25 protein-coding genes are annotated in these 23,310 nt (G+C 73.1%); 21 read left to right on the top strand and 4 right to left on the bottom strand.

The window, feature by feature from the left end; all coding sequences use genetic code 11:
• Window positions 1–10 precede the first annotated feature (10 nt).
• Window positions 11–475: a GNAT family N-acetyltransferase gene (locus tag VFG42_RS17225; RefSeq protein ID WP_324910001.1), complete on the bottom strand. Its 465-nt coding sequence runs from the start codon at window positions 473–475 to the stop codon at window positions 11–13.
• A gap of 20 nt (window positions 476–495) precedes the next feature.
• On the opposite strand from VFG42_RS17225, the gene ftsY reads away from it, so the two are divergent.
• The 14 genes from ftsY (at window position 496) to VFG42_RS17155 (ending at window position 11,458) form a co-directional block, all read left to right on the top strand.
• Entirely contained in the window at window positions 496–1,494 is a 999-nt protein-coding gene (ftsY, locus tag VFG42_RS17220; RefSeq protein ID WP_324910000.1) for a signal recognition particle-docking protein FtsY, read from the top strand.
• 81 nt (window positions 1,495–1,575) lie between these two features.
• Window positions 1,576–2,007: an NfeD family protein gene (locus VFG42_RS17215; RefSeq protein ID WP_324909999.1), complete on the top strand. Its 432-nt coding sequence runs from the start codon at window positions 1,576–1,578 to the stop codon at window positions 2,005–2,007.
• 25 nt (window positions 2,008–2,032) lie between these two features.
• Window positions 2,033–2,953 carry an SPFH domain-containing protein gene (locus tag VFG42_RS17210; RefSeq protein ID WP_324909998.1) on the top strand — a complete coding sequence of 307 codons (921 nt, stop codon included), beginning with the start codon at window positions 2,033–2,035 and terminating at the stop codon, window positions 2,951–2,953.
• Window positions 2,931–3,575 (top strand): O-methyltransferase, encoded by a 645-nt coding sequence (locus VFG42_RS17205; RefSeq protein WP_324909997.1) that lies wholly within the window; start codon window positions 2,931–2,933, stop codon window positions 3,573–3,575. The genes VFG42_RS17210 and VFG42_RS17205 overlap by 23 nt, the downstream gene beginning before the upstream one ends.
• A 55-nt stretch (window positions 3,576–3,630) precedes the next feature.
• On the top strand, window positions 3,631–5,013 hold the full coding sequence (locus VFG42_RS17200; RefSeq protein ID WP_324909996.1) for a hypothetical protein: 1,383 nt from the start codon (window positions 3,631–3,633) through the stop codon (window positions 5,011–5,013).
• 12 nt (window positions 5,014–5,025) lie between these two features.
• Window positions 5,026–6,360 (top strand): signal recognition particle protein, encoded by a 1,335-nt coding sequence (gene ffh / locus VFG42_RS17195; protein ID WP_324909995.1) that lies wholly within the window; start codon window positions 5,026–5,028, stop codon window positions 6,358–6,360.
• A gap of 66 nt (window positions 6,361–6,426) precedes the next feature.
• Complete coding sequence (rpsP, locus tag VFG42_RS17190) at window positions 6,427–6,663, top strand: 30S ribosomal protein S16 (protein ID WP_414642402.1); 237 nt, start codon at window positions 6,427–6,429, stop codon at window positions 6,661–6,663.
• Between the two features lie 30 nt (window positions 6,664–6,693).
• Window positions 6,694–6,927, top strand: a complete 234-nt coding sequence (locus VFG42_RS17185) for a KH domain-containing protein (protein ID WP_324909993.1) — start codon at window positions 6,694–6,696, stop codon at window positions 6,925–6,927.
• Between the two features lie 10 nt (window positions 6,928–6,937).
• Window positions 6,938–7,453, top strand: a complete 516-nt coding sequence (gene rimM, locus VFG42_RS17180; protein WP_324909992.1) for a ribosome maturation factor RimM — start codon at window positions 6,938–6,940, stop codon at window positions 7,451–7,453.
• A 2-nt stretch (window positions 7,454–7,455) separates the two neighbouring features.
• On the top strand, window positions 7,456–8,268 hold the full coding sequence (gene trmD / locus VFG42_RS17175) for a tRNA (guanosine(37)-N1)-methyltransferase TrmD (RefSeq protein ID WP_324909991.1): 813 nt from the start codon (window positions 7,456–7,458) through the stop codon (window positions 8,266–8,268).
• Between the two features lie 229 nt (window positions 8,269–8,497).
• Window positions 8,498–9,073 (top strand): 50S ribosomal protein L19, encoded by a 576-nt coding sequence (rplS, locus tag VFG42_RS27450; RefSeq protein ID WP_349260430.1) that lies wholly within the window; start codon window positions 8,498–8,500, stop codon window positions 9,071–9,073.
• Between the two features lie 4 nt (window positions 9,074–9,077).
• The gene (gene lepB, locus VFG42_RS17165) at window positions 9,078–9,707 is read left to right on the top strand and encodes a signal peptidase I (RefSeq protein WP_324909990.1); all 630 of its coding nucleotides are present in this window, start codon (window positions 9,078–9,080) and stop codon (window positions 9,705–9,707) included.
• Window positions 9,708–9,729: 22 nt separating this feature from the next.
• Window positions 9,730–10,461, top strand: a complete 732-nt coding sequence (locus VFG42_RS17160) for a ribonuclease HII (RefSeq protein WP_324909989.1) — start codon at window positions 9,730–9,732, stop codon at window positions 10,459–10,461.
• A 343-nt stretch (window positions 10,462–10,804) separates the two neighbouring features.
• Window positions 10,805–11,458, top strand: coding sequence for an SDR family NAD(P)-dependent oxidoreductase (locus tag VFG42_RS17155; RefSeq protein ID WP_324909988.1), 654 nt, complete (start codon window positions 10,805–10,807; stop codon window positions 11,456–11,458).
• A gap of 39 nt (window positions 11,459–11,497) precedes the next feature.
• Here VFG42_RS17155 and VFG42_RS17150 read toward each other — a convergent pair whose 3' ends face one another.
• Window positions 11,498–11,869: a YraN family protein gene (locus VFG42_RS17150; protein WP_324909987.1), complete on the bottom strand. Its 372-nt coding sequence runs from the start codon at window positions 11,867–11,869 to the stop codon at window positions 11,498–11,500.
• Window positions 11,870–11,993: 124 nt separating this feature from the next.
• On the opposite strand from VFG42_RS17150, the gene VFG42_RS17145 reads away from it, so the two are divergent.
• The 5 genes from VFG42_RS17145 (at window position 11,994) to thiD (ending at window position 19,657) form a co-directional block, all read left to right on the top strand.
• On the top strand, window positions 11,994–12,266 hold the full coding sequence (locus VFG42_RS17145) for an FHA domain-containing protein (protein ID WP_324909986.1): 273 nt from the start codon (window positions 11,994–11,996) through the stop codon (window positions 12,264–12,266).
• 74 nt (window positions 12,267–12,340) lie between these two features.
• The gene (locus tag VFG42_RS17140; protein WP_324909985.1) at window positions 12,341–15,709 is read left to right on the top strand and encodes a hypothetical protein; all 3,369 of its coding nucleotides are present in this window, start codon (window positions 12,341–12,343) and stop codon (window positions 15,707–15,709) included.
• Window positions 15,710–15,769: 60 nt separating this feature from the next.
• The gene (locus VFG42_RS17135; RefSeq protein WP_324909984.1) at window positions 15,770–17,296 is read left to right on the top strand and encodes a YifB family Mg chelatase-like AAA ATPase; all 1,527 of its coding nucleotides are present in this window, start codon (window positions 15,770–15,772) and stop codon (window positions 17,294–17,296) included.
• On the top strand, window positions 17,293–18,483 hold the full coding sequence (gene dprA, locus VFG42_RS17130) for a DNA-processing protein DprA (RefSeq protein ID WP_324909983.1): 1,191 nt from the start codon (window positions 17,293–17,295) through the stop codon (window positions 18,481–18,483). The genes VFG42_RS17135 and dprA overlap by 4 nt, the downstream gene beginning before the upstream one ends.
• A gap of 307 nt (window positions 18,484–18,790) precedes the next feature.
• Window positions 18,791–19,657: a bifunctional hydroxymethylpyrimidine kinase/phosphomethylpyrimidine kinase gene (thiD, locus tag VFG42_RS17125; protein ID WP_324909982.1), complete on the top strand. Its 867-nt coding sequence runs from the start codon at window positions 18,791–18,793 to the stop codon at window positions 19,655–19,657.
• 130 nt (window positions 19,658–19,787) lie between these two features.
• Here the strand turns inward: thiD and VFG42_RS17120 are convergent, their stop codons facing one another.
• Window positions 19,788–21,236, bottom strand: coding sequence for an MFS transporter (locus VFG42_RS17120; protein WP_324909981.1), 1,449 nt, complete (start codon window positions 21,234–21,236; stop codon window positions 19,788–19,790).
• Window positions 21,237–21,408: 172 nt separating this feature from the next.
• Here VFG42_RS17120 and VFG42_RS17115 point away from each other — a divergent pair, with 172 nt between their 5' ends.
• Window positions 21,409–21,642 carry a hypothetical protein gene (locus VFG42_RS17115; RefSeq protein WP_324909980.1) on the top strand — a complete coding sequence of 78 codons (234 nt, stop codon included), beginning with the start codon at window positions 21,409–21,411 and terminating at the stop codon, window positions 21,640–21,642.
• 12 nt (window positions 21,643–21,654) lie between these two features.
• Window positions 21,655–22,275, top strand: a complete 621-nt coding sequence (locus VFG42_RS17110; RefSeq protein ID WP_324909979.1) for a hypothetical protein — start codon at window positions 21,655–21,657, stop codon at window positions 22,273–22,275.
• A gap of 50 nt (window positions 22,276–22,325) precedes the next feature.
• Here the strand turns inward: VFG42_RS17110 and VFG42_RS17105 are convergent, their stop codons facing one another.
• Window positions 22,326–23,264 (bottom strand): alpha/beta hydrolase, encoded by a 939-nt coding sequence (locus VFG42_RS17105; protein WP_324909978.1) that lies wholly within the window; start codon window positions 23,262–23,264, stop codon window positions 22,326–22,328.
• Between the last annotated feature and the right edge of the window lie 46 nt (window positions 23,265–23,310).

The raw sequence follows: 23,310 nt of genomic DNA, 5'->3' as shown, positions 1-23,310 counted from the left end.
ACGCTAACCGCTACAGCGCCTTCTCGCCCCAGAACGACGCGAACGGGTTGGCGTTGAAGTTCCCGATCCGCGCGTAGCCCGCGCGCTCGTACATCGCCTGCGCCTGCGGCTGGTGCTCGCCGGTGTCCAACCGCGCCACCCGGTACCCGAGCCGCCGCGCCTCGTCCTCCAACCCCTGCAACAACCGCGACGCGTGCCCGCGCCCGCGCGCCGCCGGCACCACGAACATGCGCTTGATCTCGCACGCGCTCGCGTCGTCGTCCAGCCGCTTCAGCCCGCCGCCCGCGACGGCCGCGCCGTCCTCGAACACGACCAAGAACGCGCCGCCGCGCGCGGCGCTGAAGTCCTCGGGCGTGGCGCTCGGCGCCTCCGGCACGTCGATGCGGCCGTACAGCTCGGAGACCTCGTCGACCATCGCGGCGACCAAGGCCGTTGCCTGCGGGTCATCGGACGGGACGGTGCGCAACTCGATCACCTCGCTATCTTCGCGCAGCGATGGCCCGAGACTGGCGCGAACTGTTCATCACCGGCGACGCGGCGACCGCCGCCGACGCCTCCGATCCCGCGGAGGCGCCGGAGAAGCGCCGTGGCTTCTTCCGCCGCCTGCGGGAGAACATGTCCAAGACGCGCGAGGCGCTGACCACCGAGATCCAGGCCACGCTCTTCGACACGCTCGACGACGAGACCTGGGAGCGCCTCGAAGAGGCGCTGATCATGGCCGACGTCGGCGCGCGCACGACCGCCGACGTCGTCGGCCGGCTCGAGCAGGAGGCGACCTCCGGCCAGGTCGAGGGCGGCCCCGCGCTGCAGGAGCGCCTCGTCCAGCTGCTCGCGGGCATCGCCAAGACCGGCACGGACACGATCGACCTCACCCACGAGCCCACGGTCATCATGGCCGTCGGCGTCAACGGCACCGGCAAGACGACCACGATCGGCAAGCTCGCCTGGCACATCCGCCAGGAGCTGGGCAAGACCGTCCTGCTCGGCGCCGCCGACACCTTTCGCGCCGCCGCCGTCGAGCAGCTGGCGGTCTGGGCGAAGCGCGCCGACGTCGAGATCGTCACCGGCCCGCCGAACTCCGACCCCGGCTCCGTCGCCTTCGAGGCCGTCAAGCAGGGCCGCGAGCGCGGGATCGACGTCGTCATCATCGACACCGCCGGCCGCCTGCACAACCAGGACCAGCTGATGGACGAGCTGACCAAGATCCGCCGCGTCATCGGCAAGCAGATGCCCGACGCGCCGCACGAGACGCTGCTGACGATCGACTCGACCACCGGCCAGAACGGCGTTCGCCAGGCCAAGCTCTTCTCCCAGGCCGTGCCGGTCGACGGCATCGTCCTGACCAAGCTCGACGGCACGGCCAAGGGCGGCATCGCGCTGGCGATCGCCGGCGAGCTCGGCATCCCCGTCAAGCTCATCGGCATCGGCGAGGCGCTGGAGGACCTCCGCCCGTTCGACGCCGACGACTTCGCCCGCGCTCTGGTCACCGCTTAACGCGCGCCGCACCGCGTAAGAACCTGCACAACGGGCAGTTAGCTCTCGCAGGATGCCCGCCCTGGGATACTCAGCTCACTGATGGACGCTTGGCTGATCTGGTTGGTCTGCGCGGTTGCCGCGGCGGTGGGGGAGATCGCCACCACCGGGTTCTTCCTCGCCCCGTTCTCCGCCGGCGCGTTCGGCGGGATGCTCGCCGCGCTGCTCGGCGCCGGCGGCGCGATCCAGCTGATCGTGTTCGCGGTGATCACGATCTTCTGCTTCGCGCTCGTGCGCCCGATCGCGCGGCGCCACATGTACACGCCGCCCGCGATCCGCACCGGCACGGCCGCGCTGATCGGCCGCAGCGGCATCGTCCTGGAGCGCATCGCCAACGACGAGGGCGTCGGCGCGGTGCGCATCGACGGCGAGGTCTGGACCGCGCGCGCCTACGACGACCACCTGGTCATCGAGGCGGGCGCGAAGGTCGACGTCGTCGAGATCCGCGGCGCCACCGCCTTGGTCGCACCATGAACATCAACTACACGGAGGTCACCACGTGGTCGCGTTGATCGCGCTCGCCGTCGTCCTGCTGTTCGCGCTCTTCGTCGCGGCGCGGACCATCAGGATCATCCCCCAGGCCCGCGCCGGCGTCGTCGAGCGCTTCGGCCGCTACAGCCGCACGCTCGAGCCCGGGTTGGCGATCGTGGTGCCGTTCATCGACCGCGTCAGGCCGCTGATCGACCTCCGCGAGCAGGTCGTCTCGTTCCCGCCGTCGGGCGTCATCACGGAGGACAACGTCACCGTCAACATCGACACGGTCCTCTACTTCACGATCACCGATCCCAAGGACGCGTCCTACGAGGTGGCCAACCCGCTGCAGGCGATCGAGCAGTTGACGGTGACGACGCTGCGCAACGTCATCGGCGGCCTCACGCTGGAGGACTCGCTGACCTCCCGCGACCAGATCAACTCGCAGCTGCGCACGGTCCTCGACGAGGCCACGGGCAAGTGGGGGATCCGGATCAACCGCGTGGAGCTGAAGGCCGTCGACCCGCCGGCCGGGATCCAGGAGGCGATGGAGAAGCAGATGCGCGCCGAGCGCGACCGTCGTGCGGCGATCCTCAACGCCGAGGGCCTCAAGCAGTCCCAGATCCTGACCGCCGAGGGCGAGAAGCAGTCCGCGGTCCTGCGGGCCGAGGGCCAGAAGCAGGCCGCGATCCTGGCGGCCGAGGGCGAGGCCAAGGCGATCGGCACGGTCTTCGAGGCCATCCACGCCGGCAACCCGGACCCCAAGCTGCTCAGCTACCAGTACCTGCAGATGCTGCCGCAGATCGCCCAGGGCGACGCGAACAAGCTGTGGGTGATCCCGTCGGAGTTCACCGCCGCGCTGGGCAAGCTGTCGAGCGCGTTCGCGGGCGGCGGCGAGGAGGAGAACCCGCGGGTGGAGCCCCCGCATGGCGGACCTCGTCCGCTCTGACATCGAGGCCTACGCGGCGGCGCACACCACGCCGCTGCCGGCCGCGCTCCAGCGCCTGCACGACGAGGCGACGCGCGAGCTGCCCTACCCGTCGATGCTGTCGGGGCCGGTGGTCGCGCGGCTGCTGCAGACGCTGGTCGCGGCGGCCCGGCCCCGCCTGGTCGTCGAGGTCGGCACCTACGCCGGCTTCAGCGCGCTGGCGATGGCGGAGGCCCTGCCGCCCGAGGGCAGGATCATCACCTTGGAGCTGGACGACCGCCACGCCGACTTCGCCCAGCGCCACGTCGACGCCAGTGCCTACGCCGATCGCATCGAGATCGTCCGCGGCCCGGCGCTGGAGAGCCTCGCGCGGCTGGACGGCCCGTTCGACCTGGTGTTCATCGACGCCGACAAGACCGGCTACCCCGACTACTACGAGGCGGCGCTGGCCAAGCTCGCGCCGGACGGGCTGATCGTCGCCGACAACACGCTGCGCGGCGGCGACGTCCTGGCGCCGGACTCGGAGGGCGACGAGGCGATCGCGGCGCTGAACGACCGCTGGGCCGGCGATCCGCGCGTGGTGGCCACGCAGCTGACCGTGCGCGACGGGGTGACGATCCTGCGCCGGCGCCAGAACGCCTGACGAAATCCTCACGAAGCGCATGAAACCCGGGCTGCCGGGGCTACGTTGAAGGGGCATGCCTTTCCGTCGTACCCCCGTCGTCCTCGCGGCCGTCGCGGCGCTCGCCACGACCGTCGCCGCCGTGCCCGCCGCCACCGCCGCCGCCGTCGCCGCCGCGCCCTGGACGGAGCCCGCGGCCATCCCCGGCGCCGCGCCGACGCCCGCCCCGCTGATCGTCACCGGCGACGGCCGCGCGCTGGTCTTCCCGGCGTCGGACCGCTCCAACGCCGTGACCCCCGCCGGCGCGCCCACCGAGATCGTCCCGCTGAACCCGGCCACCGGCGCCGCCGCCGGCACGCCCCGCAGCCTGTCCATCGCCTCGGTCCTGGCCGCGTCCTACGCCCGCGACCACTACGTCATCGCCGGCTCGACGCTCGACCGCGACGGCACGATCTCCGACAAGAGCCACGTCCAGGTCGCCTACGGCACCGGCGGCGGCGACGTCGGCCCGCTGAAGGGCATCCCGGGCTCCACGGGCGAGCACGCCTTCGCCCTGGCCGCCAACGACGACGGCGTCATCGCGATCGTCCTGGGCAACACCACCGAGCGCCGCCTGCTGATCCGCCGTCCCAACGGCCGCGGCTTCGTCCAGGCGTTCCAGGCCAAGGTCGGCTCCCAGGGCCGCGGCGCGACCGTCGCGGTCGGCGCCAAGGGCGACGTCCTGATGGTCTGGGAGAACGCGCACCACATCTACGCCCGGCACGTCGGGACGTCCGGCGGGGTCGGCGCCGTGCACCACATCGGCGACGGCGTCCAGTCGCACCTGCAGGCCGCGGTCGAGAGCGGGGGCCGGCTGATGGCCGCGTGGGTGAGCCAGCGCGTCGGCGAGGGCGACGCCTCCACGCCCGCCACGCTGTTCTTCACCACCGCCGCCCCGGGCAAGGGCTTCAACAAGGCCAAGCAGATCGAGTCCGTGGGCGTCGAGGGCACCGGCCGCTACGTGAGCGACCCGGCGGTCCGCCTGGTCACCGGCGGCGCGTCGCTGCTGGCCTGGACCGGCTACGACGCGGGCACCGGCCACTACGTCGTGCGCGTGATGTCGCTGAGCGGCGGCCACACGAGCACGCCGCAGACCGTCTCGGATCCGGCCGTCGACGCGGTCCTCGGCGACCTGAGCGTCGACGCCGCGGGCGGCGCCGGCGTCGTCTGGCGCACCGGCGTCGCGGGCGCCGACCCCGACGGCGCGTCGCAGCAGGCGCAGGCCGCGCTCCGTCCGTCGCCGTCGCAGCCCTTCGGCGCGCCGGAGACGATCGAGGCCCCCGCGTCCGGCGGCAGCCTGCCCTACGCGCCGCTGATCGCGCTCGCGCCGTCCACCGGCGCGGCGCTGGCCGAGGTCAGCGTGTTCGGCCCGGCCGGAGCGGCATCGCCGCTCGTCGTCAGCGCTCGCCCCGCGCCGTAGACTGAGCGGACAGTGTTCGACGCCCTTGCCGAGAAGCTCCAGGAGACCCTGTCCGACGTCCGCGGCCGCGGCACGCTGACCGAGGACGACGTCAACAAGGCCATGCGCGAGATCCGCCTCGCGCTGCTGGAGGCCGACGTCAACTTCAAGGTCGTCAAGCAGTTCACGGCGACGGTCAAGGAGCGCTGCCTCGGCGCCGACGTGCTCGGCCAGCTCAACCCCGGCCAGCAGGTCGTCAAGATCGTCAACGAGGAGCTGACCGCCCTCATGGGCGGCTCCTCGGCCGGGATCACGTTCGCACCCCGGCCGCCCACCGTCATCCTCATGGCCGGCCTGCAGGGCTCGGGCAAGACGACCGCCACGGCCAAGCTCGCCCGGTTCCTGAAGGAGCACAACGGCTCGTCGGTCGCCGTCGCCGCGTGCGACGTCTACCGCCCGGCCGCGGTCGACCAGCTGATCAAGGTCGGCGGCCAGGCCGGCGCCGACGTCTACGAGCAGGGCACCGACAAGGATCCGGTCGACATCGCCCGCTGGGCGCTGGACCGGGCCAAGATGGAGGGCAAGGACGTCCTCATCGTCGACACGTCCGGCCGCCTGCACGTCGACGAGCGCCTGATGCAGGAGCTCAAGGACATCCGCAAGGTCGTCAAGCCGACGTCGATCCTGCTCGTCGTCGACGCGATGACCGGCCAGGACGCCGTCAACGTCGCCGAGCAGTTCGCCGAGGCGGTCGACTTCGACGGCGTCGTGATGTCCAAGCTCGACGGCGACGCCCGCGGCGGCGCCGCGCTGAGCGTCAAGGCCGTCACCGGCAAGCCGATCCTCTTCGCCTCGGTCGGCGAGAAGCTCGACCAGTTCGAGGCCTTCCATCCGGACCGGATGTCGCAGCGGATCCTCGGCATGGGCGACGTCATGTCGCTGATCGAGAAGGCCGAGCGCCAGTTCGACGAGGACGAGGCCAAGGAGCTCGAGCGCAAGCTGCGCAAGGACGAGTTCACGCTCGACGACTTCCTCAAGCAGCTCAAGCAGCTGCGCAAGATGGGCCCGCTGACGTCGCTGCTGGGCATGATGCCGGGCTTCGCGGGCCAGCAGCTCAAGAACCTCAAGGTCGACGAGAAGGAGCTGGATCGCGTCCAGGCGATCATCCTCTCGATGACCCCGGAGGAGCGCCGCCGGCCCGAGCTGATCAAGGGCTCGCGCCGTCTGCGCATCGCCAAGGGCTCGGGCACGAACGTCCAGGCGGTCAACCAGCTCGTCAAGCAGTTCGCCCAGATGCGCAAGGTCATGAAGCAGATCGGGAAGGGCCGGATGCCCGACCTGCAGGCCCTGATGCGCCAGGCTCGCTAACCTCCAGCGTCGCTTTTCCCCGCTTTCATTCCGTAACGCAAGGAAACCATGGCAGTTCGACTCCGATTGACGCGCGTTGGCGCGAAGAAGAACGCGATCTGGCGCATCGTCGCCGCCGATCAGCGGTCCCCGCGCGACGGCCGCAACATCGAGATCCTCGGTCAGTACAACCCGCAGACCGATCCCTCCACCATCACGGTCAACGAGGACCGCGTCCGCCATTGGGTGGGGACCGGCGCGACCGCCACGCCGCAGGTCCGCAAGCTCCTGCGCACGCAGGGCATCGACATCTCCTCGAACTAACCCACCGCCCACCCCCAGCGCCTGCCTGCCGTGAAGGACTTGCTCGACTACCTCGCCCGCCAGCTCGTGGACGACCCCGAGGCGGTCGCGGTCGAGCAGTTCGACGAGGACGACGGAACGGTCGTCCTCGAGCTGTCGGTCGGCGAGGAGGACTACGGCCGCGTGATCGGCAAGGGCGGGCGCACCGCCAATGCCCTGCGGACGGTCGTCAAGGCCGCCGCCGTCAAGGAGCAGCGCCGCGTCCTCGTCGACATCGTCGACTGACGCGGTCGCGGTGGCCTCCGACGAGCTTCTGTCCGTCGGGCGCGTAGGGCGCCCGCACGGACTCGACGGGTCGTTCCACGTCACGCAGCCGCGCGAGCGGGTGCTGGAGGCGGCCCAGCGGGTCATCGTCAAGGACGAGCCGCTGGAGATCCTGCGCCGCTCCGGCACGCCGGCCGCGCCGATCCTGCGCCTGCCGGGCATCGGCACGCGCGAGGCCGCCGAGGCCCTGCGCGGCACCGACCTCTTCGTCCCGCGCGCGGCCGCGCCGCCGCTGGAGGAGGACGAGTGGCTGGCCGAGGACCTCGTGGGCTGCCGCGTGGTCGACGGCGACGAGCGCGTCGGCGTCGTGGCGAAGCTGCTGCCGTACCCGTCGTGCGAGCTGCTGGAGGTCCAGCGGCCGGACGCCGATCCCGGCCGGCCCGCCCAGGCGCTGCTCGTGCCGCTGATCTCCGACGCCGTGCGGACTGTCGACGTCGAGGCCAAGGTCATCGACGTGAACCTGGCGTTCCTGGGGGAGACCGCCTAGCCATGCAGCTCGACGTCGTCACGCTCTTCCCCGAGTGGTTCGACTGGTTCCAGACCCAGCGCCACGTGCGCAACGCCGTGCAGCGCGGCCATGAGCTGCGGGCGTTCAACCCGCGCGACTGGACGCCGCTGAGCGGCGGCCAGGTCGACGACACGCCCTTCGGCGGCGGCGCCGGGATGGTCCTGCGCGTCGACGTCATGGACAAGGCGCTGCGCGGGATCTACAACCAGGATCCCGTCGACCTGCGCCGCGAGCGGCGCGTGATCGCGCTGACGCCCGGCGGCCGCATGCTCGACGACCACTTCGTCGACGAGCTGGCCGGCGAGTCCGCGATCACGCTGCTGTGCGGGCGCTACGAGGGCTTCGACGAGCGCATCGTCCAGCACTTCGCCAGCGACGCCGTGAGCGTGGGCCGGTTCGTGCTCAGCGGCGGCGAGCTGGCCGCGATGGTCGTCATGGACGCGGTCCTGCGCAAGCTGCCCGGCGCGCTCGGGCACTCCGAGAGCGCGCTGGAGGAGTCGTTCTCCCAGGCGCTCGGCGGCGACCCCGAGTACCCGCACTACACCCGTCCCGCCGAGTACCGCGGCTGGAAGGTCCCGCCGGTGCTGCTCAGCGGCCACCACGAGGAGATCCACACCTGGCGCCGCATGCGCTCCGCCGAGCGCGGCGCGGTCGGGCCGACCGCCCGCCCGCTGGACCCGCAGGCGGACACCACGCGGCGACGCGGGGTCGACGTCTTCGGGTCCATGTCGGACGACGACGACGCTCCGCGCCCCTCCGGGCCCGATCCGTTCGGGCCGATGTCCGCCGGGTAGCGCGCGCCGCTCCCGGCGGTCCGGGCGATCCGGGGCGATCCCCGGCGATCCGGGTCACTCCCGACGTCGCATCGACGTTCGCAGTGACCCGCATCGCGGTCCGTCGTCGCCCGCCGGGCTCGAACCGCCGCGCCCTTGCGGCCGCTCCGCGAGGCCGCGCCGCCTTCGCTACCATCATTCGGCCGACGCGCGGGGATTCCGCTCTGCGCCTGTCGCCCCTCTCTTCGCCATGAGCACCGTCATCGACTCCCTCGAGCGCGCCCAGCTGCGCCGCGTCCCCCGCTTCCAGGCGGGCGATCGCGTCCGTGTCCACTTCCAGGTCATCGAGGGCACGCGTCGCCGTACGCAGGTCTTCGAGGGCGTGGTGATCAAGCGCCAGGGCCACGGTGTCCGCGAGACCTTCACGGTCCGCAAGCAGTCGTTCGGCGTCGGCGTGGAGCGCACGTTCCCCGTGCACTCGCCGAAGATCGAGAAGATCGAGGTCGCCGCCCGCGGTGACGTCCGTCGCGCCAAGCTGTACTACCTCCGCGACCGCGTCGGCAAGGCCGCCCGCGTCCGCGAGCGCCGCTACATCGGGCCGGAGGAGGTCGTCGAGGCCGGCCTGCTGCACGACCCGGCCGCCGAGCTGGAGGCCGAGGCGGCCGCCAGCGAGGGCGCCGTCGACGCCGAGGGCGTCACGGCGGAGGAGACGGTCACGGAGGTCGTCGAGACGCCGGACGCCCCGGCGGCCGAGGCGACCGACGACGGTGCCGCCGCCGAGGCTGAGGCCTCGGCCGAGGCGGACGCCGGCTCCGACGACAAGTAGGCCGATGAGCGCCGCCGCCGGCGGGGCCAAGAAGGAGAAGTCGGCCGGCAGCTCGTTCCTCGAGCTGGTCGTGATCGTCGTCGTGGCGCTCGGGCTCGCGCTCGGCATCCAGGCCTTCCTGGTCAAGCCGTACCGCATCCCGAGCGAGTCGATGGTGCCGACGCTCAAGGTCGGCCAGCGCGTCCTCGTCAACCGCCTGGGCAACCGCTTCAACAAGCCCGAGGTCGGCGAGATCGTGGTGTTCCACCCGCCGGCGGGCAGCGACTCCAACACCTGCGGCGACAGCAACAAGAAGCCCGACCAGGCGTGCGACAAGCCGACGGCGCAGCGGGCGAACGTGAACTTCATCAAGCGCGTCGTGGCCGGCCCGGGCGACACGCTGTACATCAAGGGCGGCCACGCCTACGTCAACGGCAAGCGGCAGAAGGATGACTTCACGCGTCCCTGCGCCGAGGGCGGCTCCGGCTGCGACTTCCCGCGCCCGATCACCATTCCGGCCAACCACTGGTTCATGATGGGTGACAACCGTGGCGAGTCCGACGACAGCCGGTTCTGGGGTCCCGTCCCACGCAAGTGGATCATCGGCGGCGCCTTCGCGACCTACTGGCCGCCCAAGCGCATCGGGCTCCTCTAGTGGGCCGCCGCCCACTGGCTCGATGAACCTCGCCGACGAGCTGGCCGGCGTGGTGGAGGAGGCCGCGCCGCAGAAGCCGCGCACCGCCGCCAAGCGCAAGCCGAAGACCAAGGGCGGTCGGCGGCTCTTCCAGCACGATCGCAAGCTGGGGTACCGCTGGGTCGCGGGCGCCGACGAGGCCGGCCGCGGCTGCCTGGCCGGGCCACTGGTCGCCGCGGCGGTGCTCTTCGACTACGAGCGCCTCGGGCCGCGCGAGGTCCGCGCGCTGGGCAAGCTCAACGACTCCAAGCAGCACACCGAGGAGACGCGCGAGGAGCTCTACCCGGTGGTGATGCGGATCGCGACCAAGGTCGTCGTGACCTCGCGCAGCGCCGGCGGGATCGACCGCCGCGGGCTGCACAAGACGAACATCGCGGCGCTGCGCGAGTCGCTGCTCAAGGTCGCCGAGGGCGGGCCGGGCGACATCATCCTGCTGTCCGACGGCTTCGCCGTGGGGGACATGGACGGCCACGACCGCCGCGCCATCGTCGACGGCGACGCGAAGTCCGCCGCCATCGCCGCCGCGTCGATCATCGCGAAGGTCACGCGCGACCGCTTCATGCGTCGGGCCGACGCCGTGCATCCGGGCTGGGAGTTCGCGACGCACGTCGGCTACTCCACGCCCGAGCACCGCGAGGCGATCGCCCGCCAGGGCGTCTCGCCGCTGCACCGCATGTCGTTCCAGTCGGCGGCGTACGAGTCGCTGTCGCGGTAGCGGCGGGCCCTGAGCCTCGAGCCGCACGCCGCCGTTGGGGTTCCCAGCGTTGGGGTTCCCCGGCGCCGCCCAGGCGTCGCGGCCTCCGTTCGCGTGTCGCGGCCTCCGCTCGTACCCGTTGTGCCGTTCAGCCTCCATTCGCGGCCGTTGGCCCGCTGCTCAGCGTCCTGCCGCGCCCCCCGCGCCGTCTCCGCGTCGGTCACGTGGCGTCCCCAGGTGACCGGCGACCCGCTGTCGTCGGCCTCCTGCATGGCGATGTGCATCATGGAGCTGAACCAGTCGGACGGGCCTTGGCCGTGTCGAGTGAGTTTCGGGTGATCTGCATCTTGGGAGGATCTACCCCATGTCCATCGTCATCGTCGGAGCCGGTCCGAACCTCGGCGCCGCGGTCGCCCGTCGCTTCGGGGGCGAGGGAATGGCCGTCGGCCTCATCTCGCGCGACCGGGCCAAGCTGGAGACGCTGGCCGGCGAGTTGCGCGCCGAGGGCCTGACCGCCGACGTCGAGCCCGCCGACATCCGCGACGCCGACGGGCTGGCGGTCGCGATCGGGGCGCTGGCCAAGCGACTCGGGCCCGTCGAGGTGCTGGAGTACTCGCCGCTGCCCGCCAAGGAGTCCATGAAGCCGATCCTCGAGACGACCGTCGACGACGTCCGCGGCCCACTGGAGTTCAGCGTCCTCGGCGCCGTCGCCGCCGCGCGTGCGGTCCTCCCGCCGATGCTCGACGCCGGTCGCGGCACGATCCTCTTCACGACCGGCGGCGCGGCGATCAACCCCTACCCGCTGCGTGCCGGTGTCGGCATCTCGTTCGCCGGCGAGGTCGCCTACGCCCGCATGCTCCACGACGAGCTGCGCGACCATGGCATCCACGTCGCCCACACCGCCATCGGCGGCCGCATCGCGCCCGGCGAGGATCACGAGCCCGCCGACGTCGCCGACCTCCTGTGGCGCCACCACACCGAGCGTGCCCGGTTCCAGGTGCTGCTCGGGATCGACTGAGCGCTGGCCCAGCCGCGACGAGGCTCGCGTCAGCATGCCCTAGAACGCCCCTTCCAGATGGTCCAGGCGCGTGAGGCGGCCACGCGCGTCGACGACCACGCCGATTGCGTCGAAGCGCAGCAGCGACGTGCGCGGCCGGTCAGCCGGACCGTCGGCGAGATAGGCCATCGCCATGCGGCGGACCTGGACGCGCTTGGCGTCGTGCAGCGCGTCCCACGGCTCGCCGCGGCCGCGCCGGGTCTTGACCTCGACGAAGACCAGGGCGTCGCCATCGACGGCGATGAGGTCGATCTCGCCGTGGCGCGTCCGATGGTTGCGGGCGACGATCGAGCAGCCACGTCGCTCCAGATGCTCGGCGGCCAGGCGCTCGCCCAGGCGCCCGAGGTGATGTCGTGGGTCGGTCTTCGGCACGCCGTTGATGCTGCGCCGCCACCCGTGACGACCCCAGACACGATCGTCACGAAACGCGCGCGGAACCGTTCCAGAAGCCATGAGGCACCGGCGGTTGAGGGCCAGGAGGGCTCACGATGTCGCGGTGCTCGTCCTGCCGTCGCCCTCCCTGGCCCCACCCGGAACCCAGCTCCTGCTCGGCCGCTCCCGCGCGGCCCGGATCCGCTTCGCCGATCCCACCGTCTCCCGCCGCCACGCCGTCCTGCACCGCCTCGACGACGAGACCTGGCTCATCGTCGACCTCGCCTCCACCCACGGCACCCGCGTCAACGATCGGCCCGTCGCAACCGCGGCGAGGATCGGCGACGGCGACCACCTCCGGCTCGGGCCCTCCACGCACGTCGTCATCCAGACCTGATGCCGCCCCCGCCTAACGCCCGACATGCGTCCAGAACGCTGCGGTCCTCGCGCGCGCGTGCCGTTGCAAGGGAGGTGCCGAGGACTTCCGGTGCCCTTCTGCGCTGCCTGCTCGCCGCCGCCCTGTGCGTCGCGGCGGCGCTGACGCCTGCGGGCATCGCGAGTGCGGCGCTCACCACGTCCTTCACCTCCGACTTCGCCGCGCTGACCAGCGGGCCGCCGGTCTCGCTCGCGGCCCCGGTCATCTCCGGCGAGGCCGTGCGCGGCACGACGCTGATCGTCAACTCCGGCTCGTGGAGCCCGTCGGCCACCGCGGTCGCCTACCAGTGGCAGCGCGACGACGGCACGGGCTTCGTCGACATCGGCGGCGCGACCGCCACGAGCTACACGCTGACCCCGGCCGACGAGGGCAACACGATCCGCGTGCATGTCCTCGCGTCCAACGCCTCGGGCTCGGGCGCGATCGACACCTCGGCGATCGGTCCGGTCATCCCCGCCACGCCGGTCAACACGATCGCGCCCACGGTCTCGGGTAGCGCCGTCGGCGGCAACGTCCTGAGCGCCACGCGCGGCGCGTGGTCGCCGGCCGGCACGTCCTACAGCTTCCGATGGCAGCGCGACGACGGCTCGGGCTACGCCGACATCAGCGGCGCGACGTCCTCCTCCTACACGACGGTCCCGGCCGACGTGGGGGCGACGCTGCGCGCGCAGGTCACCGCGACCAACCCCTACGACGCGACCACGATCGCGACCGCCGGCGTCGGCCCGATCAGCTCCGGCAAGCCGGTCAACGCCAGCGCACCATCCGTCAGCGGCACGCCCAAGCGCGGCGCGGCACTGGCGGTCACGCCCGGCTCGTGGAAGCCGTCGGCCACGTCCTACACCTTCCAGTGGCAGCGCGACAACGGCTCCGGCTTCGCCGACATCGCCGGCGCCAACGGCACCTCCTACGTCGCGACCGGTGGCGACATCGGTGCCGCGCTGCAGGTCGTCGTCACCGCCACCAACGCCTTCGGCACCACGACCGCGACCAGCGCGGCGACCGCCAACGTCGCCGCCGATCCGCCGGTCAACCTCGGCTCGCCCGGCATCGCGGGCACCGCCAAGCGCACGTTCACGCTGACCGCCTCCGGTGGCCTCTGGTCGCCCGCGGGCTCGTCGCTGACCTACCAGTGGCAACGCGACGACGGCTCCGGCTGGGCCGACATCGGCGGCGCGACGGCCATGACCTACACCATGGTCGCCGGCGACGTCGGGACGATCCTGCGCGTCGCGGTCAAGGCCACCAACGTCGACGGCTACGCCACCGCCTACTCGGCGCCGACCGCCACGGTCGCCGCCGCGACCCCGGCCAGCCAGACCGCGCCGGTCGTCACCGGCAAGGCCCGCGTCGGCGAGACGCTGACGACGACCACCGGCAGCTGGAACCCGGCCGCGTCGAGCTACGCCTACCAGTGGCAGCGCAAGGTCGCGGGTGTGTTCACCGACATCTCGGGCGCCAACGCGCAGTCCTACGCCTTGACCGCCGCCGACGAGGGCGCCCAGGTCCGCGCGAAGGTCACCGCGACCAACACCGACGGGGACGGAGACGGCTACAGCGCCGCGACCGTCGCGGTGGTCGCGCCGCCCGTCGCGCCGACGACGATCGACGCGCCCTCAGGAACGTTGGAGGACACCAACGTCCTGACGATCGACGGCGGCACGTGGACGCCGGCCTCGACCACGCTGACCTACCAGTGGCTGCGCTGCCCGGCGGGCGCGACGACCATCGGCGGCTGCTCGACGATCGGCACCGGCAAGACCCACACCCTGGCGGGCGCCGACGTCGGGCACACGATCGCCGTGCGCGTCACGGGCACGATCCCCGGCGCCTCGACGGTCGTCACCTCCGACCTGACCGCCGACATCCAGGGCCGGGCGCTGATCAACAGGCTGCCGCCGACGATCGGCGGGCTCGTCCAGGTTGCCCAGACCCTGCGGGCCACCGCGGGCGTGTGGAGCGTCCCCACCAACAGCGAGCGCTTCCAGTGGCGGCGCTGCGACCCCGACGGCTCCAACTGCACCGACATCCCCGGCGCGACCCGCCCGGACTACAAGGTCGTGGTCGCCGACAAGGACCGTGCCATCGTCCTGCGCGAGTACGCGACGTCGTGGGGCCAGGCGGCCACCGCCGACAGCGCGGCCGCGGTGGTCGCCGACCAGCCGCTGCCGTCGATCGTCGCCGCGCCGCTGGTCACCGGCACCGCGGCGCGCACCCAGAACCTCCAGGTGTCGCGCGGGGTCTGGCAGAACGACCCGACGTCGTTCGCCTACCAGTGGCAGCGCTGCGACGCCGACGGCGTCTCCAACTGCGCCGACATCCTCAACGCGACGCGCGCCAACTACGTGCTGACCGCGGTCGACACCGGCCATACGATCGTGGCCGCCGTGACCGCGGGCAACACGGAGGGGACGACGACGGTGACGTCGGCTCCGACCGCGGTTGTCGCGAAGGTGCTGCCGGAGCTGGTGACGCTCGGCGACATCATCGGGACGCTCCAGGTGCCGCAGACGCTGCAGGTGCGGCGCGGGGTCTGGCGCACGACGCAGGACACCAACTACGCCTACCAGTGGCAGCGCTGCGATCCCGACGGGACCAACTGCGTGGACATCGCGGGCGCGCGCGTGCAGTCCTACCGGTTGCAGCCCGCCGACGCGCGGGCGCGCATGCGCGTCGTCCAGAGCGCGACCAACCCGGATGGATCGATCAGCGTCGCGACGCCGGTGACCGTGCCGATCGTCCCCGCCAAGCCGGGGCTGATGGTCTCGCCGCGGTTGACCGGCGTCGGACGCGCCGATGTCGGCAAGACCATCACCTTGACGCCGGGCTCGTGGAACGGGTCGACGGAGATCACGTCCAAGGTGCTGGAGTTCTGGCGCTGCAACCCCCGCTGCACCTCGCTGACGACCGGTGGAGCCGGGTCTTACGTGTTGACCGACGCCGACGCGGGCGCGCTCATCCGCGGCTCGGAGACCGCGACGGGCCCGGGCGGGACGACGGTCGCGTGGGCGAGCGCGTGGCTCGGGCCGGTGCACTCGGCGACCGCGGCCACGTCGTCGTTCGCGGCGCGCGGCGGGACCGCGACGCTGCGGACGTCCAGCGGCGTGGCGTTGGCGTCGGCGACCGTGGGGTCGTCGACGGGCGGCGTGGCGCGGGCGGCAGCGGCCGCCGCTCGCGATCGCACGGTGAAGATCACGCTGACCCGGGCCAAGCGCGCGCCGAAGGGCAAGCTGCGCGCGTGGGCGTGCCTGGCGAAGCCGGCCGCCGAGGAGACCGCGCCGTGCACCAAGGCGGTGTCCTTGGGGCCACGCCGGACGACGCTGAAGCTGAAGGTCGCCAAGGGCGCGGCCGTGCGCGTGACCGTGGTGCGTTCGCGCCCGGCGGCGAAGAAGCCGCGGCGCTGACGCCGTTTCGCAACCGGCGCGCGCTGATCCGGCGCAGGTGCCGACGTAGCGTCGGCGCCCATGCTCGCCCACGTCATCACGTTCGCCATCGACGGCGTCGAGAGCCGGCGCGTCACCGTCGAGGTGGACATCAGACCCGGGCTGCCGGGCTTCGCGATCGTCGGCCTCGGCGACCGGGCGGTCCGAGAGGCCCGCGAGCGCGTGCGCTCCGCGGTGCTCAACTCCGGCTTCACGTTCCCGGCACGGAGGATCACCGTCAACCTGGCGCCCGCGTCGCTGCGCAAGGAAGGGCCGGGCTTCGACCTGGCGATCGCCTGCGGGATCCTCACCGCCAGCGAGCAGTTGCCGCTCGCGGTGCTGGAGCGGACGGCGGTGTTCGGCGAGCTGGCGCTGGGCGGGGAGCTGCGGCCGTGTCGCGGCGCGCTGGCCGTGGCCGAGGGCGTGATGGCCGCGGGGCTGACCGGCCTGGTGCTGCCCGCGCGCAACGCGCGTGAGGCGGGGCTGGTCGAGGAGGTCGCCGTGCACGGCGCGGAGGGCCTCGCCGAGGTGGTGGCGATCCTGCGGGGCGAGAGCACAGGAGCGGTGGCGCCGGCGGCCGAGGAGGGTGGTGCGGGTGCCGTGGGAGCGCTGGATCTCGCCGACGTGCGGGGCCACGGCGGGCCGCTGCGCGCGCTGACGATCGCCGCGGCCGGTGGGCACAACCTGCTGCTGGCGGGCCCGCCCGGCACCGGCAAGACGATGCTCGCCCAGCGCCTGCCGTCGATCCTGCCGCCGCTGTCGCGAGCCGAGGCGATCGAGGTCACGCGCATCCAGGGCGTGGCCGGCATGCGGCCGGGCGAGGGGCTCGTGTCCGAGCGGCCGTTTCGCGCTCCCCACCACACGGTGTCGGCGTCAGGCCTGGTCGGTGGCGGCAGCTATCCGCAGCCCGGCGAGGTCACGCTGGCCCATCATGGCGTGCTGTTCCTCGACGAGCTGGCGGAGTTCCCGCGGTCGTCGCTGGAGGCACTGCGCCAGCCGCTGGAGGACGGGCGTGTCGCGATCGTCCGCGGTCAGCGCCGCGCGGTCTTCCCGGCGCAAGTGATGGTGGTCGCCTCGACCAACCCGTGCCCGTGCGGTCATGCGGGTACGCCGCGCTGCCGCTGCGGCGAGGCCGACATGATGAAGTACCAGCGGCGCCTGTCGGGGCCGTTGTTGGACCGGTTGGACCTGCTGGTCGACGTCCAGCGCCCGTCGCCCTCGGACTTCGAGGGGCCGCCGGCGGCGCGCAGCGACGAGGTGCGGGCGCAGGTCGTCGCCGCGCGCGAGCGGCAGGGCGTGCGGCTCGCGGGCACCGGCGCGCGCTGCAACGCGCAGCTGACCGCGACGCACGTCCGCTCGCTGATCGCGCTGGCGCCGCGCGGCGCCGCGGTCCTGCGTCGCGCCTACGATCGCGGGACGCTCAGCCCGCGCGGCCACGATCGCGTCCTGCGCGTCGCGCGGACGATCGCCGACCTGGAGGACGCCGAGAAGATCTCGACCGACCATCTGCTCGAGGCGCTCAGGCTGCGTCAGGGGCTCGGCGACGCGCCTGAGGAGGGCGCGGCATGAGCGGCGCCGCGACGTCGCCGCCGGGCGTCGCCTGTCCGACGTGCCTGCGCCGAGCCCGGCTGCTGGCGCTGGTCGCCGGCGGCCTGGAGGTCGCCCACAAGCGGCGGCGCCCGATCCGCGACGTGCTCGCGCTGAGCGACGCGGCGCTGCTGGCGGCCGCGTCGGGGCGGACGGATGAGCGGGCGCTGCGCGAGCGGCTGGCCGCGTTCGACCCGTTCGAGCTGCTGATCGCCGCTGCGGACACGGAGCTCGAGGTGCTGTGCCGCCACACCGCCGACTACCCGGAGGGGCTGGCCGACGACCGCTCCGCGCCGCACGCGCTGTTCGTCCGGGGCGGGGAAGCGGGGCGGGCGCGGCTGAGCGCGCTGCTCGGTGCCGATCGTCCGCTCGGGACGCCGCAGCCGGTCGCCTCGATCGTCGGGACGCGGCGCGCCTCGGTCGAGGGGGTGGAGATCGCCAAGGCGCTGGGACGCGGGCTGGCTTCGGCCGGGGTCACGGTGGTCTCGGGCCTGGCGCTGGGGGTCGACTCGGCCGCCCACGAGGGCGCGCTGGAGGCTGGCGGCGGCACGATCGCCGTGCTGGCGGGCGGCGCGGACGTGCCCTATCCGGCGAGCAAGGCCGGGTTGTATGACGCGATCGTCGCGTCGGGCGGCGCGATCGTCTCGGAGATGCCACCGCGCTTCCGGGCGTTCCGCTGGAACTTCCCGGCACGCAACCGGATCATCGCGGGCCTGGCGCCCGCGACGATCGTGGTCGAGGCCGCAGAGCGCTCCGGGTCGCTGATCACCGCCGACCTGGCGCTGGAGCTGGGGCGTGATGTCGGGGCGGTCCCCGGCCCGGTGCTGAGCTGGCGCTCGCGCGGGACCAACGCGCTGCTGCGCGACGGCGCCACGCTGGTCCGTGACGCCGCCGACGCGCTCGAGCTCACGCTCGGCATCGCCGCCGCGCATGAGGCCCTGCGCCGCGCCGAGTCCGAGCGGACGCTGCCGCCCGCCACGCTGGAGCCGGAGTTGGCCGCGCTGCTGGCCGCGGTCGAGGACGGTCAGGACACGGTGTCGGCGCTGACGCCCGACGCGGCCGGCGCGTCGATCGTCACCGCGGGCCTCATGGAGCTCGAGCTTCTGGGCCTCATCCGTCGGATGCCGGGCGGTCGGGTGGCGCGGACGACGCGGGCGGGGATGCTCTGACGCGACCGGATCTCCGCCACGCCACCGCGTATCGAGCGCGCGCGTGGACGCCGCGTCGAAACGAACGCGAACGGCGGGTGGAGTGGCCAGGTCTCGACCAAGGCCACCGTCCTGCGGTCCCGGGTCGGGCCGTCCGGCGATGCGTCTCGACCTCCGGCCCTGGTGGGGCCTTGGGTCGAGACGGATAAGCTCGCGGCGCTGGCTCGCGTTCGATCCTCCGACGCGAGCGCCGCCCGCGTCCGCGGGACCGCCCGATCCGCCCAGCCAACGTGCGCGCTGGGCGTCGCGTCGCCTAGCATCGCCGCCGATGGCCACGATCTCTCCGCGCGTTCCCGTCTGCCTCTCGATCGCCGGCTCGGACTCCGGCGGTGGTGCGGGGATCCAGGCCGACCTGAAGGCCTTCGCCCGCTGCGGCGTGCACGGCACGACGGCGATCACGGCGATCACCGCGCAGAACACGATCGCCGTCACGCGGGTGGATCCGGTCGCTCCGGAGATGGTCGTCGCGCAGATCGAGGCCGTGGCCTCGGACTTCACGCTCGGCGCGGTGAAGATCGGGATGGTCGGCGGCGCGGCGGTGATCGAGGCGGTCGCGGCCGCGTTGGACGCGCTGCCCGACGGGACGCCGATCGTGCTGGATCCGGTGATGATCGCGGAGTCCGGCGCGCGCCTGCTGCCGACCGACGCCGAGCGCGCGCTGCTGGATCTGCTGCTGCCGCGGGTGACGGTCGTCACGCCGAACGTCCCGGAGGCGCGCGTGCTCGCGGGCGGTGGCGCGGCCGCCGAGCTCGACGGCGCGCCGCTGGCCGAGGCCGTCCGCGCGGCGGGGGCCAACGCCGTCGTCGTCACCGGCGGCCATCGCGCGGAGGCGACCGACGTCCTGCTGACGCTCGACGGCACCGCCGTGGAGATTCCCGGCGAGCGCCATCCCGACGGCGCCGCCCACGGCTCCGGCTGCACGCACTCCTCGGCGCTCGCCGCCCACCTCGCGCTCGGCTTCGACCTCGTCGAAGCCGCGCACGCCGCCCGCTCGATCGCCGCCGAGGCCGTCCGCCTGGGCCTGCGCGACCTCGGCCACGGCGCCGGGCCCGTCAACGTCCTCGGCGTCGGCCACGGGGACGTCCACGCCGTGCCGAACGCGGGCCGCCTCGGCGCGGCGTCTCGCGGGGAGTAGTCCGACCGCGGGTCGTCTTGGCGCGGCGTCGCGCGGGGAGCGGGCCGTCTCGGCGCGGCGTCGCGCGGGGAGTGGGCCGACCGCGGACCGTCTCGGCGCGGCGTCTCGCGCGGAGCAGCCCGCCCGCGGGCTACGGGGCCTCGCAGGCCGCCACCGCCGCCACCGCGCCCGGCTTCCCGCCCGGCAGCCGCGTCGCCACGACCAGCCCCGCCAGCCCCACCATGGCCAGGACCACCATGGCCACCACGTAAGCGTCGTTCCCGGTCCCGAGGTCGGATACGAGGATCGTCCCCGCGATCGCGGTCCCGAACGAGGACCCCAAGTTGGACACGCTGCGCGACAGGCCGGAGATCTCGCCCTGGAGCGCCTCCGGGAACGCGGACTGCACGACGTTGACCGACGGCGTCAGCATCCCGCCCAGGCCGATGCCGATCAGCAGCAGGCCCGGGCCGAAGGCGACGACCCGAGACGAGGCGCCGACCAGCGCCAACAGCAGGCCGATCCCGACCGTCGTGATCGCGAAGCCCGTCATCACCAGGGTCTTCTGCGCGCGGCGCTGGGCGAAGCGCTCGGCGCCCAGCGAGGAGGCCAGGATCCCGGCGGTGGCCGCGGTGAACACGACGCCGGTCTGGACCGGGTCGAAGCCGCGCACGGTCTGCAGGAACACGGCGACCACGAACGACACGCCCATCAACAGCAGCCACTGCAGGTTCTGGGTCGCCAGGCCGAGGTTCGACACGCGATTGCGGAACAGCCCGGTCGACAGCAGCGGCTCGCGCCCCGCGCGCTCGGTCCGCCGCACGTGCCCGAAGAACAACCCCAACAACACGGCGCCGACGGCGACCAGCGCGAGCATCAGCGCGAGGTCGACGTCGGCCTGCAGGATCCCCAGCACCAAGCAGAGCATCCCGGCCGCCGAGAGCGCGGCGCCGACCGCGTCGAACGGCCGCTCGGGATCGGCGGGCAGCGGGTCGTGGAGGTCGCGGCTGAGCAGGACGATCACCGCGACCACCAGCGCCTGGAAGACGAACGCCGCGCGCCAGTCGATCGCGCTGGCGATCAGCCCGCCGATCAGCGGCCCGGCCGCGGCGCCGATTCCGCCCAGGCCGCTGATCGCCCCGAACGCCTTCGCGCGCGAGGCCGTGTCGCGGAACGCCAGCGTCGTGAGGATGTAGACCGGCGGGATCAGGAACGCGGTCCCGACGCCTTCGAGGAACGCGTTGCCGACGATCAGCACGCCGAGCCCGGGCGCGATCGCGCTCAGCAGCGCGCCGATCCCGTACAGGATCAGCCCGCCGAGGAAGCAGCGCTTGCGGCCCCACCGATCCGTCAGCTTCGAGCACGGGATCATCAGCACCGCCATCACCAACAGGAACAGCGTGATCGTGGTCTGGACGCCTTTGACCGTCGTGTTCAGATCGGCGCTGATGTCGTTGATCATCACGTTCATGTTGGAGCCCGCGAAGCTGCAGATGAACTGCGCGAGCGCCAGCGGCGCGAGGATCTTCCGCGGGGAGACGGCGACCGCCCCGGGGAGCGCCACCGACCCGACGACCGGGCCCTTCGCCGACGCCGACATCGGCCGATCGTCAGCACCCCGCCATTCGCCCGCAAGGACGCCCGCCGGTGCCCGCCCGGGGTGTGTGCAGGCCCAGGACGTCAGGCTCCCGCCAAACCGGGCACATCGGCATCGGCACACGGCCCCGGAGGGCGATCCCTTTGCCATAATCCCGACCGTGAGGTTCCTGCGCATGAAGCCCGGTCATGGCGAGGTCCTCCTGGCCGAAGGCGACGTCGACGTCGCCGCCGAGGAGCAGCTGCTGCTGGACGAGTTCCGCCGCCAGCTGGACGAGGGCATGTGGGCCGCGGTCCCGGTCATGTCGTCGGCCGGTCGTCGCGAGGCCCGGATGGTCAAGGCCTTCGAGGACGTCCCGCGCGACGCCGATCGCGTGATCTTCTTCCCGCGCGCGGCCGGCGGGCGGTAGGAGCCACCCGCGATGCTGCTCGCCCTCAGCGCCACCTTGATCGTCATCGTGGCGCTGTTGTGGGAGGTCGCGGCCCCGCGGGTCGCCGAGGGCTACGAGCGTCACAAGGCGCGCCGCGCCCGCGTCCCGGTCGACGTCTACGACCCCGGCCGCGAGCGCCGCGCCGAGCAGCGCGCCCGCCGGCTCCTGCGCTCCTGCGTCAACGACGAGGAGTGGGACATGTACCGCGAGCTCGGCTTCATCCGGGTCTGGGGCGGCCTGTCCGGCGGGCCGGGCCAGGGCGGCACGCAGGCCACGCGCGCGGGCGCGCCGTACGCGTACATCATCTACCCGCACAAGCCGATCGTCGCCTACCTGCCGCAGACCCGCGAGCTGCTCGCCGAGTACTGCGTGGCCTTCCCGGACGAGACGCGGCCCTACGGCTCCGCGCGCCTGCCGGACTCCGACGACGCGCTGGCCAAGTGGATGGCCTTGACCGGCGACGAGCGCCACCTCGTCGGCCAGGCCAACATGCACCTGCCCGGCCGCCAGGTCGACCCCAAGCAGGTCCGCCGCGACCTGTGGCGGCTCACGCAGTGGGAGCAGTCCCGCCTGCGCCGCCTCGCGCGCGAGCAGCGCACGACGACGTCGTAACGGCGGCGGCGCGCGGGCAGCGCCGGCGCGGCAGCCCGTGCCCCCGGCGCCTAGTCCTCCAGGAACTCCGCCATCAGCGCGTTGAACGCCTCGGGGCGCTCGAGCATCGCCACGTGGCCGGTGTCCTCGTAGACCACCACGCGCGAGTTCGGGATGAGCTTCCCGAACTCCCACGCGTCGCGCACCGGCACCAGCGGGTCCTTGTCGCCCCATACGATCAGCGTGGGGGCCTCGATCCGCGACAGCCGGTCGCGGATCGGGTAGGAGGTCAGCGCGTCCATCGCGGGCACGAAGCCGGGCTTGCCGGAGCCCTTCAGCTGCTCGGAGACCAGCGGTGCGGGCAGGCGCGAGGGGTGCGCGGCGACGATCGACAGCAGGGTGCGTCGGGACCGGACGCGGCGGGCGAGGAAGTCCGACTTCGACGCCAGCCACCCCGCCGACATCGCGGTGATCCGCCCGGTGGCGCGCGCCACGTAGTAGAGGTTGCGCTGGGACTCGATCGTCAGCCCGGCGGCGCTCACCAGCACCAGCCGGTCGACCCAGGTCGGGAACCGCAGCGCGATCTCCGCCCCGACGAACCCGCCCATCGAGTTGCCGACCACGACCGCGCGCGAGACGCCCAACACCCGCAGCAGCTCGTCCACCACGGCCGCGTAGCCGGTGATCGAGATGCGCTCGGCGGGCATGGGGGAGGCGCCGAAGCCCGGTAGGTCCAGCGCCACGCAGCGCCAGCCCGCGGCCGCCAGCACCGGCAGGTTCTCCAGCCAGTTCTGCCAGGACCCCGACAGCCCGTGGATCCAGACGATCGTGCCGCGGCTCGCTCCGGCGTCGGCCCCGGGGCCGATGTCGATGACGTTCACGGGACGTCCGGCGACCTCGACCCAGCGTTGATGCCGGCGCCAGTCGACGTCCAGCCACGGGCTGCGACCCACCGGGCCGTACACGTCGAGGGCCAACGTCTGCCGATCCGGCATCACCACGTTCGACATGGCTCTACGATACGTGGCGGAGCGCCGTCGCACCGCGGGAGGAGAC

The organism is Baekduia sp., from assembly GCF_035685985.1.
Lineage (GTDB): Bacteria > Actinomycetota > Thermoleophilia > Solirubrobacterales > Solirubrobacteraceae > Baekduia.
The sequence above is the reverse complement of the archived record's forward strand: the minus strand, read 5'-3'. Positions and strand labels throughout refer to the sequence as shown.

Excerpts from the sequence above, each read along its gene's own strand:
- ftsY (WP_324910000.1), top strand. The coding sequence starts at position 496 with ATGGCCCGAGACTGGCGCGAACTGTTCATCACCGGCGACGCGGCGACC.
- VFG42_RS17215 (WP_324909999.1), top strand. The coding sequence starts at position 1,576 with ATGGACGCTTGGCTGATCTGGTTGGTCTGCGCGGTTGCCGCGGCGGTG.
- VFG42_RS17205 (WP_324909997.1), top strand. The coding sequence starts at position 2,931 with ATGGCGGACCTCGTCCGCTCTGACATCGAGGCCTACGCGGCGGCGCAC.
- VFG42_RS17200 (WP_324909996.1), top strand. The coding sequence starts at position 3,631 with ATGCCTTTCCGTCGTACCCCCGTCGTCCTCGCGGCCGTCGCGGCGCTC.
- trmD (WP_324909991.1), top strand. The coding sequence starts at position 7,456 with ATGCAGCTCGACGTCGTCACGCTCTTCCCCGAGTGGTTCGACTGGTTC.
- rplS (WP_349260430.1), top strand. The coding sequence starts at position 8,498 with ATGAGCACCGTCATCGACTCCCTCGAGCGCGCCCAGCTGCGCCGCGTC.
- lepB (WP_324909990.1), top strand. The coding sequence starts at position 9,078 with ATGAGCGCCGCCGCCGGCGGGGCCAAGAAGGAGAAGTCGGCCGGCAGC.
- VFG42_RS17160 (WP_324909989.1), top strand. The coding sequence starts at position 9,730 with ATGAACCTCGCCGACGAGCTGGCCGGCGTGGTGGAGGAGGCCGCGCCG.
- VFG42_RS17155 (WP_324909988.1), top strand. The coding sequence starts at position 10,805 with ATGTCCATCGTCATCGTCGGAGCCGGTCCGAACCTCGGCGCCGCGGTC.
- VFG42_RS17135 (WP_324909984.1), top strand. The coding sequence starts at position 15,770 with ATGCTCGCCCACGTCATCACGTTCGCCATCGACGGCGTCGAGAGCCGG.
- dprA (WP_324909983.1), top strand. The coding sequence starts at position 17,293 with ATGAGCGGCGCCGCGACGTCGCCGCCGGGCGTCGCCTGTCCGACGTGC.
- thiD (WP_324909982.1), top strand. The coding sequence starts at position 18,791 with ATGGCCACGATCTCTCCGCGCGTTCCCGTCTGCCTCTCGATCGCCGGC.
- VFG42_RS17120 (WP_324909981.1), bottom strand. The coding sequence starts at position 21,236 with ATGTCGGCGTCGGCGAAGGGCCCGGTCGTCGGGTCGGTGGCGCTCCCC.
- VFG42_RS17115 (WP_324909980.1), top strand. The coding sequence starts at position 21,409 with ATGAAGCCCGGTCATGGCGAGGTCCTCCTGGCCGAAGGCGACGTCGAC.
- VFG42_RS17110 (WP_324909979.1), top strand. The coding sequence starts at position 21,655 with ATGCTGCTCGCCCTCAGCGCCACCTTGATCGTCATCGTGGCGCTGTTG.
- VFG42_RS17105 (WP_324909978.1), bottom strand. The coding sequence starts at position 23,264 with ATGTCGAACGTGGTGATGCCGGATCGGCAGACGTTGGCCCTCGACGTG.